Below are 13604 nucleotides of genomic sequence, written 5' to 3' on the forward strand. Positions count from 1 at the left end.
GTGCTTTGGATACTGTCAACATGGCCTAGCGGCGGTGTCAGCAGAGGTCTAGTATGAGCCGCATTCACGTCAGCCAGGAGGTAAACCATGTCGGCCACCAAGAAGCCTGTAAATACTCCGTTGCACTTACTCCAACAACTCTCGGGCAGCCTGCTCGAGCATTTGGAAACCGCTTGTTCCCAAGCCTTGGCTGATGCTGAAAAACTGCTCGCCAAACTGGAAAAGCAACGCGGAAAAGCGCAGGAAAAACTGCACAAATCCCGTACCAAATTGCAGGACGCTGCGTCCGCCGGTAAGGCCAAGGCACAAGCCAAGGCGAAGGACGGCGTCAAGCAACTCGAAGACCTGCTCGATGCCCTGAAGGATCGTCAGTCCGAGACCCGTGCTTACATTCTGCAACTCAAGCGTGACGCTCAAGAAAGCCTGAAACTGGCCCAGGGCGTTGGTCGCGTACAAGAGGCTGTCAGCAAGGCGTTGTCCCTGCGTTCGGCCAAGCCTGCTGCGGCACCTGCCAAGAAAGCCGCTGCCAAACCGGTTGCCGCGAAAGCAGCCGCCAAGCCTGCTGCCAAACCGGCTGCTAAAGCGCCGGCCAAAGCCGCAGCAAAACCTGCAGCAAAACCTGCAGCGAAAAAACCAGTCGCGGCCAGTGCTGCGAAACCAGCTGCTAAAGCGACTGCTGCCAAGCCAGCTGCCGCCAAACCAGCCGCTGCAAAAACCGCTGCTGCCAAACCGGCTGCCGCGAAAACTGCCGCTGCAAAACCAGCTGCAAAAGCGGCCGCTAAACCAGCTGCCAAACCAGTCGCCAAAACCGCAGCAGCGAAACCGGCTGCCAAGCCAGCCGCGAAGCCAGTAGCTGCAAAAGCCGCTGCAAAACCAGCCGCCAAGTCGGCAGCAAAACCAGCAGCAAAACCGGCGGCTAAAACCGCAGCCGCCAAACCTGCTGCCAAGCCTGCCGCTGCAAAACCTGCTGCTGCAAAAACCGCTGCTGCTAAACCGGCCGCCAAACCTGCCGCTGCCAAACCAGCTGCCGCTAAACCGGCTACTGCGAGCGCTGCAAAACCTGCCGCTGCCAAGCCGGCTGCTGCAAAACCAGCTGCCGCTAAACCAGCTGCAAAACCAGCGGTGAAAAAACCAGCCGCCGCAAAACCAGTCGCGGCTAAACCGGCAACCGCGCCAGTCGCCAAGCCTGCCACCCCGGCTCCGGCAGCATCGCCTGCCCCAGCCGCAACCGCTTCGACAGCGACCGCTGCGCCAACCCCGGCTGCCGTGTCGAGCACTGGCACCACCCCAACCAGCGCTTCCTAAGTGCCGGTTACCGCGACGCGCAGCTGATGCAGCGCGTCGCGGTCCAGGTTGGCGGCGCCTGCCGCCACACCTTCCAGCCAGGCCGATCGATCGGTCGTCTCGCCTTGCGGCCAACTTTGGGCCGTGCGCTCCAGTTGCAACAGCAGATGCCGTTCCGATTCCAGCTCCAGAGTTTTCACTTGCTCGCGTAATGCGTTAAGTCCGACGTCATCCGCAGCGGCGGCTTTCCACTGCTGACGCAATGTGCGCAACGGCCGCACGACGTTCACTTCCCACGGACCCGCCACCTGCAAAAGTTGCTGCAAGCGTTGCTCGTCGCAGCTTACCCCCCGTTGTTCCAGCCACAGCCCACACAGCAAAAGGCAGACATTCGCCCCTGCCGACTGCATTTGCAGGCACAGATCTTCAACGCCAGGGTGGGCGTAAGTGCCAAGGGAAAAGCTCCACAGGTCAGAGGACATAGTGCTACTCGCGCCAGTTGCGAGCGAAGCTGGTAGACTCCGCCGCCATTATGATTCGACTTCAGAACCTGACTTTACAGCGTGGCCCGCAACGTCTGCTAGAAGACGCCGAGCTGACCCTGCACGCCGGCCACAAAGCCGGCCTCATCGGTGCCAACGGCGCCGGCAAATCGAGCCTGTTCGCCTTGCTCCTGGGCGATCTGCACCCGGACTCGGGTGATTGCTTCTTGCCGGCGGACTGGCGCATCGCCCACATGCGCCAGGAGATCGACACCCTCGATCGCATCGCGGTCGACTACGTGCTCGATGGCGACCTGCGCCTGCGTGAGGTGCAACGAGACCTCGCTGCGGCCGAAGCGGCGCATGACGGTGCCGCTCAGGCCCGCCTGCACGCCGAACTCGACAGCGCCGACGGTTATACCGCCGATGCCCGGGCGCGCAAGTTGCTCGCGGGCCTGGGGTTCACCAACGATCAGATGGATCGTCAGGTAGGAGATTTCTCCGGTGGCTGGAGGATGCGTCTGAATCTGGCGCAGGCATTGATGTGCCCTTCGGATCTGTTGCTGCTCGACGAACCGACCAACCACTTGGACCTCGACGCCATCATCTGGCTGGAAGAATGGCTCAAGAGCTATCCCGGCACCTTGATGCTGATTTCCCACGACCGGGACTTCCTCGATGCCGTGGTCGATCACGTGGCTCACGTCGATCAGCGCAAGATCACCCTGTATCGCGGTGGCTACAGCGCCTTCGAACGTGCGCGTGCCGAGCGTCTGGCCCAGCAACAGCAGGCTTACGAGAAGCAGCAGGCGCAACGTGCGCACATGGAAAGCTACATCGCCCGCTTCAAGGCCCAGGCCACCAAGGCCCGTCAGGCCCAGAGCCGGATCAAGGCGCTGGAGCGGATGGAAGAACTGTCCGCCGCCCACGTCGATTCGCCGTTCGACTTCGTGTTCCGCGAATCGCACAAAATCTCCAGCCCGCTGATTGATATCTCCGACGCCCGATTGGGTTACGGCGAGCGCGCTGTGCTGGAGAAGGTCAAGCTGCAACTGACCCCCGGCGCACGCATCGGCTTGCTCGGTCCGAACGGCGCGGGTAAATCGACCCTGATCAAAAACCTCGCCGGTGAACTCGCGCCGTTGTCCGGTCGCCTGACCCGTGGCGAGAACACCGTGGTCGGCTACTTTGCCCAGCATCAGCTGGACTCGCTGGACTCCAAGGCCAGCCCGTTGCTGCACATGCAGCGCCTGGCGCCGACCGAGCGCGAGCAAACGTTGCGCGATTTCCTCGGTGGTTTCGACTTCCGTGGGGCGCGCATCGATGAGCCAGTGCTGAATTTCTCCGGTGGCGAAAAGGCCCGACTGGCACTGGCGTTGATCGCCTGGGGCCGACCGAACCTGCTGCTGCTCGACGAACCGACTAACCACCTGGACCTGGAAATGCGCCTGGCGCTGACCATGGCGTTGCAGGAGTTCAGCGGTGCGGTATTGGTGGTCTCCCACGATCGCCATTTGCTCAAGAGCACTACCGACAATTTCTATCTGGTGGCGGACGGCAAGGTCGAAGAGTTCGACGGCGACCTGGAAGACTACACCCGCTGGCTGGTGGACTATCGCCAGCGCAACGCCCCGGTCAGCAACACCCCGGTGAACCCGGACAAGACCGACAAGAAGGCTCAGCGTCAGGCCGCTGCTGCATTGCGTCAGCAACTGGCACCGCACAAGCGCGAAGCCGACAAGCTCGAAGCCGAGCTGGGCAAGCTGCACGAGAAACTGGCGAAGATCGACGCCAGCCTCGGCGACAGCGATATCTACGAACCAGCGCGCAAGAACGAACTGCGTGACCTGCTGGCCGAGCAGGCCAAGCTCAAGGTGCGTGAAGCGGAGCTGGAAGAGTCCTGGATGGAAGCCCTGGAACTGCTGGAAAGCATGCAGGCGGAGCTGGAGGCGCTGTCCTGATGGATGCCTTCAAGCTGCCGCTGCCGGCAATGTGGGCCGAGCCGATCTGGCTCGGCGTGCAAATCCTGCTGATCCTGCTGGTCGGTTACCTCGCCCAACGCTTCGTTGCCAAAGGCCTGACGCGCCTGGGCGAGCGTTATCCGTTTCCGCCGCAACTGCTGATGCCACTGCGCGGTGGCTTGCGCTGGCTGATCATGGGCAGCGCGTTGATCTTTGTGCTGGAACGCCTCGGCGTCTCGGCCACGGTGCTCTGGACCGCGTTGTCGGGGTTCGTGGCGGTGGCGGCGGTGGCGTTCTTCGCCATGTGGAGCGTGCTCTCCAACCTGCTGTGCGCGATTCTGATCTTCACTGTCGGTCCGTTCCGCATCGGTGATGTGGTCGAGTTGGTGGACACCCTCGACAAGCCTGGCGTCAAAGGCCGGGTGGTGGCGATCAATCTGCTGTTTACCACGCTGATCGAAGCCGAAGAGGCCGGGACTGGCAGTGCCATGGTGCAAGTGCCGAACAGCCTGTTCTTCCAGCGCTCGGTTCGGCGGTGGCGGGGGACTGATGTGTTTCCTTCCAGCGGGTTTGAAAAGTAAGACTTCTGTTGCCTGACCCATTGCCTTCGCGAGCAAGCTCGCTCCCACAGTGGATCAATGTTGTTCACCTATTGGGTGTTCGCTGAAGATCCCATGTGGGAGCGGGCTTGCTCGCGAAGAGGCCCTCACAGCCGCAAACACTGGTCGCCTGTCCCCCTGTCCTACAAAAAATCGGTAGTCATCCGCCCAAAGCCGCATTAGCTTAGACGTCTGTCACGAGTCTGAGTCGAGGTGTGCGATGGTGCTTCAAACATGGCTGGCGTTTTTTGCCGCCTGCTGGGTGATCAGCTTGTCTCCCGGTGCCGGCGCGATTGCGTCGATGTCCAGCGGCTTGCGCTATGGTTTTTGGCGCGGTTACTGGAACGCCCTAGGCCTGCAACTGGGCCTGGCGGTGCAGATTGCGATTGTCGGCTTGGGCGTGGGAGCGATTCTCACGGCTTCGGCGACGGCGTTCTATGCGATCAAATGGTTCGGTGTGGCGTATCTGGTTTACCTGGCGGTCAAGCAATGGCGGGCACTGCCCAGCGACATGAGCGACGACGGGGCGGTGCGACAGATTGGCAAGCCGTTGGCCCTGGTGTTCCGGGGTTTCCTGGTGAACATCAGCAACCCCAAGGCATTGGTGTTCATGCTGGCGGTGTTGCCGCAGTTCATTGACCCCCATGCGCCGCTGCTGGCCCAGTACCTGATCATTGGCGTCACCATGGTCTGTGTCGACCTGATCGTCATGGCCGGTTACACCGGGCTGGCGGCCAAAGTGCTGCGACTGTTGCGCACGCCCAAACAGCAGAAACGCATGAACCGCACGTTTGCCGGGTTGTTCATTGGCGCTGCGGCGTTCATGGCGACGCTGCGTAAAGCGGTGGTGTAAAACCGCCAGGCACAAAAAAGGCGACCTCTACAGGTCGCCTTTTTCATTGCTGCGAGCGAACTCCCGTGGCGAGGGGGCTTGCCCCCGTTGAGGTGCGAAGCGCCTCCAAAATGGGACCGCTACGCAGTCCAACGGGGGCAAGCCCCCTCACCACAGAAGCCCCTCACCACATTGGTATCAGCGCAGAATTACCGGCGCCGTATCCCTTGGCAGGTTGTTGCGTTGCGGGGCTTGCCCCGGCTGTTCGTAGCTAGGACCACCCAGCTGTTGGCTCAGTTGCCCGGCCACGTCTTCGCCCAACGCCTTGGACACATCACGCACCACCCGAGGGCGGTTCAGCGAGATCTTGATGTCCCGGCCATTCACCAGTTTGGTGTCCTGGCCTTCACCCATCGCCGTGAAGGCCGAGGTGATTTCGAAGGTCTTGGTGTTGATCAGGCTGAAATCCGCCACCAGGGTCAGCGCCAGCACCGCCGAATAGCTGTCGGAGTTGGCCAGCTCGTTCATGTCCTGGGTGAAGTCGATGTCCGACACTGTGCCGAACAGCACATAGTCCGCGCCCTTGAAGTTGCCAGCCTTGATCCGCTTGATCACATCGTAGATGTCACCCTTGGATGAAGCCGTGTAAGGCGTGCCCTGAATCAGCTGGAACATGCCGGTGCGCAGGATTTCACCCTTGATGTCGCCGGTGAATTTACGCAGCTCGGCCTGTTCGATATAGCTGGTGGTGGCTTCGATCTCGTTGTAGTTCGACGAACCGCTGGAGCTGTAATAGCCCTCACGGTAATTGTTCTGCGCCGAGACGATGTGGATGTATTGCTCCACCCGCTCCTGGTACGCCAGATCCGTGACCGCAACTTTCGGGGCCGCTTGCACGCTGAACGCGCAAGCCAGAGCCATCATGCCAATCCATGTGCGCATTGATTAACGCTCCGTGGTTTTGCGGATCTCTTTTTCGTCCATCCACTCGGCCAGACCGCTTTCAACGTCGATCAGTTGCAGGCTGAATTTGTAGAAGACGTCCTTGTAGTCGGCGCTGCGCTTGACGATCGAGCTGATCGAACCTTCGATGCGGTACTTGGCAGCAATCATGTTGCCGGTCTTGGCGACAGTGCTTTTCTTGTACAGGCCGCTCTGGTTTTGCAGCTTGAGCTGGTCAACCTGGCTCTGCATCGCGTTGTTGTCGCTGGCGAAGCGCGCAACACCGGTTTTCATCAGCTGGGTCTTGATGCTGGTGGTGATTTCGCGGGTATCGATGTACTCGCTGGTCTTGTTCTTCACGTCGTAGACCTGAACCACCGGACGGCCCTGCATGATGCCGGACTGGGCCAGGGAGCGGGTCATGGACTCGGCGATCATCTGCAGGTCGGTGGAACCGAACTCGTTGGTCACGGTTTCTACAGCCTTGGTGTCACCGTAGCTGATGTTCTTGCTGCCCAGGGTCGGCGAAGTGTTGGCGCAGCCGCTGGCCAGGAGGGCGAGAACGGCGATGAACGAAAAGCGTGCAAACATGGGAATGCTCTCTAGAACTGAACGAATAGGGTCGGGTTAAGGCGTCTTGATTTCGAGTCGGAAATCCACGGCTTTGGCGGTCGGTGCGATGGCCTGGATGAAACTGGTCTGCTCGCCGTACATCATCTGGCTTTTCCAGGTTTCTTCTTCCGCGATCGGGAAGCCTTCAGGACCGAGCCAGGCAAAACGGTAGTAGAAGGTCTTGTTGTTGAAGCTGGTGTTGCTCAGCTGCACATTGACCGTCTGGAAGCCGTTTTCCCGGGCGACGCGCATGGCGCCGACCACGATGTTCTTGAGCTTGCCCATGGCCACGACTTTGCTGGCAGCGCTGCCCGGCTCTGGTGGTGGCGGGGTGGCGCACCCGGCCAACAAGGCCAGGGCGACAACGGCGATGAGTTTGAAGCGCATGCAAAGACTCCGTTCTTAAGGTTGTTTGAAGCTGGCCACGGCGGTCGGGTTGGCACTCGTGATCACGTGTGCAGCCAGGCCGCTGGCGAATACCTGATTACCCACGGCGCGCAGGCTGATGACCTGATAACGCTGATCCACGGTGATCTTGACCACCGAGCCGCCCACGGCGCTCGGCAGGGTGACTTGGTGTTCACCTTTCTTCAAGCGCAGACGCACCACTTGGGTGTTGTCCGGCAGGGTGCGCCACGTACGGGTATCGGCACCTTCCAGAACAGCTGAAGAAATACCCACCGCCAGGCCGGCCAGCGGGTTGGTTTCGTTGATCTTCTTCTGGGCCACGCCTTTGGTCACGGCGCGCACGGTGGTGCGCAGGATGATGCCCGGCATGTCGTCACGCAATGCGCGGCGCGACATGGCAGTGGTGCTGTTGAGCTGGGTCAGGTTCAACTGCTGACCGTCCACGCCGATCTGGGCGAAGGCCGGGGTCGAGGTGTCCGGCTTGATGATCGGGAATGACAGCGGGGTGATCACGAGCTGATTGCTGATAGGCAATGGCAGCGGAATGCGGATCGAGTCACGGGACGGCGCCAGGCCGCTCTGCACCACGATCAGGATGTCGCTGTCGTCAGTCTTGGCCGGCTTGTCGAGGTTGACCAGTGCCTGTTCCAGCAGCGGGGTGTTTGGGCGCAGTTCAGCGGCTTTGCGGTAACCCGGCGCGGCGAGGTCTTTTTCACCCAGGGCTTCGTAGACGTAACCGGCCAGGTAATGGCTGAAGGCACTCTGGTAGCTGTTTTTCAGGCTGACCACGTCCGGCGCGTCGAGGCTGGCGACCGGATAACCCTGCAGGTCTTTGTACTGGGTCTTGATGCCTTCTTTCTCGGCCTCGTTTTCGCTCTTGAGGTATTCCTTGTCGCGCAGATCGGCGATCACCGCTTCGCGTTCGTGGGTCTTCTTGATCGACATGCGCGCGCCGTCGAAGTCGTTCACCGCCAGCAGGTTCAGGGCCATCTGGGTTGTCAGCATGACTTTTTCGTAGTCGTAGCCTTCGTAGCGACGGACCTTGTCGTTGACCAGGAAGCTGCCGAACTGCGCCAGGTACTTGTCGGTATCAAGCTTGACCGAGTCTTCCCACTTGCCCACCACCTGATCGGCGCTGGTCCAGGCATTCTGGCTGCCGGAGAGGTCGCCCTTGGCGCGCAGCAGTTCACCCTTCTCGAAGTAATAGAGCAGGTCTTTGTCCGGGCCGGAGTTGTTCTTTTCCAGCATCGTCAGCGCCGCGTCGACATTGCCGGCGGCCAGTTGCTGGTTGGTTTGCGCGAGTTCGGAGTCGTAGTTGCGAAAGGCGGAACAGCCGGAGAGCAAGGTGACTGCACTGAGTGCGATCGAGGTAAGGGCGCGAGAGGCCATAGGGGTACTTCTTCCCTGAGTAGAAGCAGCCGCGCGTGCTGGTCGGGCTGTTGGGACCTATCAGCAGGGAGACTGGCGTCCTGCCAATTCCTCAAAAAGAGGAGCTTAAAATGCCGCAGCGCAATCGCGAGGGCGCGGCATTATAAGCTCGGATGCTGGCGATGTAATGGCTTTTTAATTACATATTTTCACAACGTGCCACTACTTATTTCAGACCTGATACCACGGTGCTGTCTGGCGCAGAGGAAGGTTCGAAAGCCACGCCGTTGCTGAAGATCCGCCCACCCAGTGCTCGCAGGCCGATGACTTGATGGTTCTGATCGATGCGGATTTTCAGCGGCGCGGCGCCCGGAGCGTTGGGCAAGCTGATCAGGTGCTCGCCTTTTTTCAGGTGCAGACGCACCACTTGGGTGATGTTGGGCAAGGTGCGCCAAGTCCGGGTGTCCGCGTGCTCAAAGCCATCATGCTGCGTCACGTAGGAGGCTTTGCTTGGGTCGCGCCGGTTATCGGTACCCTGAACGTCAGCCGCCAGGAAGGCGCGATAGGCGGTGCGCTGAATAATGCCGGGCATGTCGTCGCGCAATGTCCGCAGCGACATGTCGGTGATGCTGTTGACGAGGATCAGTGGCTGTTTGCGTCCATCGACGGTTATCTGTGTGAATGCCGGGGTCGAGGTGTCGGGCACCATCACCGGAAACGAAACGTTGGCGACGATGACCTGGCCGTCTTGCAGGCGAACCGGATAGGGCACCCGAACCGAACTGCGCGCCGGCGCCAGGCCGCTTTGAACAATGATCAACACATCACTTTCATTGGCTTTGATCGCGGGTTTGTCGAGTTCGCGCAAGGCCTGTTGAAAGAAGGGCAGGTCGGGTCGCAACTCGATGGCCTGGCGATAACCGGGTGCCGCGAGGTCACGCTCGCCCAGCGCTTCATAGGTAAACCCGGCCAGGTAGTGGCTGAACGCGCTCTGATAGCCGTTCTTCAGCGCGATGACTGAGGGCGCATCGAGAGTGGCCACGGGGTAGCCCTGAAGATCCTTGTAGTGCACGCGAACGCCCTGGGCCTTGGCTTGTTCCTCGACTTGCTCGTATTGTTTTTCCCATTGGCGTGCGATCAGTGCTTCGCGCTCGTTGGTTTTCTTGATATCGGCGCGGGCACCATTGAAGTCATTCACGACCAACTGGTTCAGGGCCATTTGCGTGGTCAGCATGACCTTTTCATAGTCGTAGCCATCGTAGCGACGCAGTTTGTCATTGATGATGCTGCCCCAATGCTCGCCCATCGCAGAAAGAAGTTGAGTGCCGGTGGATTCAACGGTGTCCTGGCGCTGAATCACCATTTGCTCCGCGCTGCGCCAGGCCACCTGACTTTGCGCAATCTCGCCGGCGGCACTCAGGACGGCACCTTTTTCGAAGTAATAGAGCAGATCCCGATCTTCTTGCGGGTTGTGCAGTTCCAGCAATTGGAGAGCGCCCTGCGGATTTCCAGCTTTCAACTGGTCAGTCGTTTGCGCCAGTTCCAGGTCGTAGTTGCGATAGGCGGCGCAACCGGTCAGTTGCAGTGCAAGGCTGAGCAGCAGCGAGAAAAACAGGTGTGAGCGCATAAACGATCATTCTTCCCTGAACGGATATCGCGAGGAGGTGGCGATTCGCCGCTGAATTTATACGCAGCCGTGCAGGAAACGCCAACAAAGCTTGAGTGAAAGCCATTGGAAGTTAACAATGTGTTACTTCGTATTTCCCCTTGAGATTCATTCATGACTGCCTCCTCCCGTTTTCTGGCGTGGCTAGTGCTGCCGGTTATTGCGTTCTGCAGCCTCAATGCGCTGGCCGACACCGCCGAAGGCGCGCCCAAAGCGCTGCATTTGCTCGACTACATTGGCGCCGACTACCCGGCAACGGTCGAGGCTGGCAAGGTCATCGATGAGTCTGAATACCGCGAACAGCTGGAATTCCTCGGCGTCCTCAAAGGGTTGATCGCTGAATTGCCGGCCAAGCCTGAGCAAGCCGAGCTGGAGCAGGGCGTCAGCAGCCTCGGCGCCGCTATTGCAGCTCGCAAGGACAGCGCCGACGTCGTGCGCCAGGCACGGCAGCTCGGTGCGAAGCTGGCGGTGGCCTATGAAGTCAGCCAGGCGCCGGTGATTACCCCGGACCCGACTCGCGGTGCACCGCTGTACGCACAGCAATGCTCGGTGTGCCACGGCGATGCGGGCGCTGGCGATGGCCCGGCAGGCGTGGGCATGACGCCGCCGCCGGCCAATCTGCGCGATGCGACGCGCCTCGATCGCCTGAGCCTCTACGGGATCTACAACACCTTGGGTCAAGGTGTCGAAGGCACCGACATGCCGTCCTTCGCCGATCAACTGGATGATCGTCAGCGTTGGGACCTGGCGACCTATATCGCCGGCTTCAGCGCCGACCCGGCGGCAGCGAAATCCGAAAAAACCTACAACATCGCCGACCTGGCCCGTCAGACACCGGCCGAAGTGCTGGCCGCCGAAGGCCCGCAAGCGGTGGCGACCTTCCGCGCACAACGGGCGCAGCCGCCGCAGGTCAAGCGTGGCCCGGCGCAGTTGCTCGATTACACCGCCGCGACGTTGGACAAGAGCATCGCCGCTTACCGTGCTGGCGAGCACGATCAGGCTTACGACCTGTCGGTCGCGGCGTATCTGGAAGGCTTCGAACTGGTCGAAAGCTCACTGGATAACGTCGACGCCAACGTGCGCAAAGACACTGAAAAATCCCTGATGGCGTACCGTCAGTCGTTGCAGGACGGTTTGCCGGTGGCTCAGGTTGAACAGCGCCTGGACGCGGCCAAGTCCAAGTTGAAGGAATCTGCCGGTCTGCTGGGCAGCGATGGCTTGAGCTGGTCCTTGAGCTACATCTCCGGTCTGTTGATTCTGCTGCGCGAAGGCCTGGAAGCGATTCTGGTACTGGCGGCGATCCTCGCGTTCCTGCGCAATACCGGCCAGCAATCGGCGGTGCGCAGCGTCAACGTCGGTTGGGGTTTGGCGCTGGTGGCCGGTTTGGCGACTTGGGCGTTGGCGGCGTATGTGATCGATGTCAGCGGCGCCCAGCGTGAACTGCTGGAAGGTTGCACGGCGTTGTTCGCCAGCGTCATGGTCCTGTGGCTAGGCGTGTGGATGCACGACCGTCGCCACGCCGCAGCCTGGCAGGATTACATCAAGAGCAGCCTGGTGGGCGGCGGTGGGCGTTTCGGCTTTGCGATCCTCGCGTTTTTCTCGGTGTACCGCGAACTGTTCGAAGTGATTCTGTTCTACGAAACCCTGTGGTTGCAGGCCGGTCCTGCCGGGCATAACGCGGTATTGGCGGGCGGCGCCACGGCGCTGGTGCTGTTGATTGGTTTGGCCTGGGTGATCCTGCGCGGTTCGGCCAAGCTGCCGCTGGCGCTGTTCTTCGGCATCAATGCCGGGTTGCTCTGTGCCTTGTCGGTGGTGTTTGCCGGGCATGGCGTGAAGGCGTTGCAGGAAGCCGGGATCTTCGGCACCCGGCCGGTACCGTTCTTTGACTTCGACTGGCTGGGGATTCATGCGGATGCGTATTCGTTGAGTGCGCAGGCGGTGGCGATCATTGCGATTGTTGTGCTGTACAGCCGCAGCCGGATGGCGGAGAAGCAACGGGTGCGGGTTTCTTAAAAAGCATTCGCTTCGCTCATATTCGCGGGCAAGCCTCGCTCCTACAGGATTCATGCGCCGGTCGCGTATAACCTGTGTAGGAGCGAGGCTTGCCCGCGAAGCTTTTTAAAAGAGGTAAACACAATGCGTGTCTGGATCGATGCCGACGCCTGCCCACGGGCGGCCAAGGATCTGGTGGTGAAGTTCGCCCTCAAGCGCCAGTTCGAAGTGGTGCTGGTGGCCGGTCAGCCGCAGATCAAGCCAGGCCTGGCCTTGGTGAAGCTGATCGTGGTGCCCAGCGGCCCGGACGCGGCTGACGATTACCTGGTGGAACACGCCGTGCCCGGTGAGCTGGTGATTTGCAGCGATGTGCCGCTGGCGGATCGCCTGGTGAAGAAAGGCGTCTCGGCCCTCGACCCGCGCGGCAAAGAGTTCGATGCGCAGAACATGGGCGACCGGCTGGCGGTACGGAATCTGTTCACCGACCTGCGCGAGCAAGGCCAGATGAGCGGCGGCCCCGCGCCGTTTGGTGAGCGAGAGAAACAGGCGTTTGCGAATGCGCTGGACCGGATTCTCACCCGGCTAACCCGAAAATCCTGAGCCACACCCAAAACCCCTGTGGGAGCGGGCTTGCTCGCGAAAGCGGACTGACATTCAACATTAATGTTGGCTGACACACCGCTTTCGCGAGCAAGCCCGCTCCCACATTTTGGTCCGTGTTACACGTCGTTTTCGTGGGTCAGTTCGAGGACGCGGTCGACCAGTTTGTTGATCCCGGAAGCCGCTTCGCTAATCGTCTGGGCCAGCATATACGCCGGTGTACTCACCAATTTGCGCGCCTTGTCTTCAACAATGTCGCCCACGGCGCATTCAGTGTGGGTGGCGCCCATCTTGTTCATGGCCGCCGCGGTGTCGGCGTCGTTGCCGATGGTGCAGGTCACGCCCGGGCCGTAGATCTTGGCCGCCAGCGCTGGCGAGATGCAGATCAACCCCACCGGCTTACCCGCTTCGGCAAACGCCTCGGCCAACGCCAGGACTTCCGGTTGCACCGTGCAGCCGGCGCCTTCGACCGCGAAGTTGGAGAGGTTCTTGGCCGCGCCAAAACCGCCGGGCACGATCAACGCATCGAAGTCTTCGACGCTGGCCTCGCGCAGGTCCTTGATATTGCCCCGGGCGATGCGCGCCGATTCCACCAGGACATTGCGCGACTCGGGCATTTCTTCGCCGGTCAGGTGGTTGATCACATGCAGTTGCGCGATGTTCGGTGCAAAGCACTGCACCTGGGCACCGCGCTGGTCCAGGCGCAGCAGGGTGATCACGCTTTCGTGGATCTCGGCGCCGTCGTACACGCCACAGCCGGAAAGGATCACTGCAATTTTTTTGCTCATGGGCTTTTCTCCAGATTCATGGCGTTAAATGTCCACTAATTTGTCACTCGTTGCCATAGGGTTAATTCGC

Annotated in this window: 13 protein-coding genes; 6 read left to right on the forward strand and 7 right to left on the reverse strand. The window is 60.7% G+C overall.

Annotated elements, in window-relative coordinates; translation table 11 throughout:
* Positions 1-87: 87 nt before the first annotated feature.
* Positions 88-1305, forward strand: coding sequence for an AlgP family protein (locus tag NK667_RS28645; RefSeq protein WP_054044700.1), 1218 nt, complete (start codon positions 88-90; stop codon positions 1303-1305).
* On the opposite strand, the gene NK667_RS28650 is transcribed toward NK667_RS28645, so the two are convergent.
* Entirely contained in the window at positions 1302-1766 is a 465-nt protein-coding gene (locus NK667_RS28650; RefSeq protein ID WP_054617013.1) for a TIGR02444 family protein, read from the reverse strand. The genes NK667_RS28645 and NK667_RS28650 overlap by 4 nt on opposite strands.
* Before the next feature lie 50 nt (positions 1767-1816).
* Between NK667_RS28650 and NK667_RS28655 the strand changes: the two genes are divergently transcribed.
* The 3 genes from NK667_RS28655 (at position 1817) to NK667_RS28665 (ending at position 5179) form a co-directional block, all read left to right on the forward strand.
* Positions 1817-3727: an ATP-binding cassette domain-containing protein gene (locus NK667_RS28655; protein ID WP_054617012.1), complete on the forward strand. Its 1911-nt coding sequence runs from the start codon at positions 1817-1819 to the stop codon at positions 3725-3727.
* Positions 3727-4308: a mechanosensitive ion channel family protein gene (locus NK667_RS28660; RefSeq protein ID WP_054617011.1), complete on the forward strand. Its 582-nt coding sequence runs from the start codon at positions 3727-3729 to the stop codon at positions 4306-4308. Before NK667_RS28655 ends, NK667_RS28660 begins: the two co-directional genes overlap by 1 nt.
* Positions 4309-4546: 238 nt before the next feature.
* Positions 4547-5179 carry a LysE family transporter gene (locus tag NK667_RS28665; protein ID WP_054044690.1) on the forward strand — a complete coding sequence of 211 codons (633 nt, stop codon included), beginning with the start codon at positions 4547-4549 and terminating at the stop codon, positions 5177-5179.
* Positions 5180-5356: 177 nt separating this feature from the next.
* On the opposite strand, the gene NK667_RS28670 is transcribed toward NK667_RS28665, so the two are convergent.
* The 5 genes from NK667_RS28670 to NK667_RS28690 form a co-directional block, all read right to left on the reverse strand.
* Positions 5357-6100 (reverse strand): hypothetical protein, encoded by a 744-nt coding sequence (locus NK667_RS28670; RefSeq protein WP_054617010.1) that lies wholly within the window; start codon positions 6098-6100, stop codon positions 5357-5359.
* Positions 6101-6103: 3 nt separating this feature from the next.
* Positions 6104-6691 carry a penicillin-binding protein activator LpoB gene (gene lpoB, locus NK667_RS28675; RefSeq protein ID WP_054044687.1) on the reverse strand — a complete coding sequence of 196 codons (588 nt, stop codon included), beginning with the start codon at positions 6689-6691 and terminating at the stop codon, positions 6104-6106.
* A gap of 36 nt (positions 6692-6727) precedes the next feature.
* On the reverse strand, positions 6728-7099 hold the full coding sequence (locus tag NK667_RS28680; protein ID WP_054044685.1) for a YcfL family putative periplasmic lipoprotein: 372 nt from the start codon (positions 7097-7099) through the stop codon (positions 6728-6730).
* Between the two features lie 15 nt (positions 7100-7114).
* Positions 7115-8509: a COG3014 family protein gene (locus NK667_RS28685; protein ID WP_054617009.1), complete on the reverse strand. Its 1395-nt coding sequence runs from the start codon at positions 8507-8509 to the stop codon at positions 7115-7117.
* A gap of 205 nt (positions 8510-8714) precedes the next feature.
* Positions 8715-10115: a COG3014 family protein gene (locus NK667_RS28690; protein WP_054617008.1), complete on the reverse strand. Its 1401-nt coding sequence runs from the start codon at positions 10113-10115 to the stop codon at positions 8715-8717.
* 153 nt (positions 10116-10268) lie between these two features.
* On the opposite strand from NK667_RS28690, the gene NK667_RS28695 reads away from it, so the two are divergent.
* Both NK667_RS28695 and NK667_RS28700 read left to right on the forward strand, forming a co-directional pair.
* A complete protein-coding gene (locus tag NK667_RS28695) occupies positions 10269-12167 on the forward strand; it encodes an FTR1 family protein (protein WP_054617007.1) in 1899 nt (632 codons plus the stop codon).
* Positions 12168-12290: 123 nt separating this feature from the next.
* A complete protein-coding gene (locus NK667_RS28700; protein ID WP_028623832.1) occupies positions 12291-12746 on the forward strand; it encodes a YaiI/YqxD family protein in 456 nt (151 codons plus the stop codon).
* Positions 12747-12865: 119 nt separating this feature from the next.
* On the opposite strand, the gene elbB is transcribed toward NK667_RS28700, so the two are convergent.
* Positions 12866-13534, reverse strand: coding sequence for an isoprenoid biosynthesis glyoxalase ElbB (elbB, locus tag NK667_RS28705; protein ID WP_054617006.1), 669 nt, complete (start codon positions 13532-13534; stop codon positions 12866-12868).
* Between the last annotated feature and the right edge of the window lie 70 nt (positions 13535-13604).

This window comes from Pseudomonas nunensis (genome assembly GCF_024296925.1).
Classification (GTDB): Bacteria; Pseudomonadota; Gammaproteobacteria; order Pseudomonadales; family Pseudomonadaceae; genus Aquipseudomonas; species Aquipseudomonas nunensis.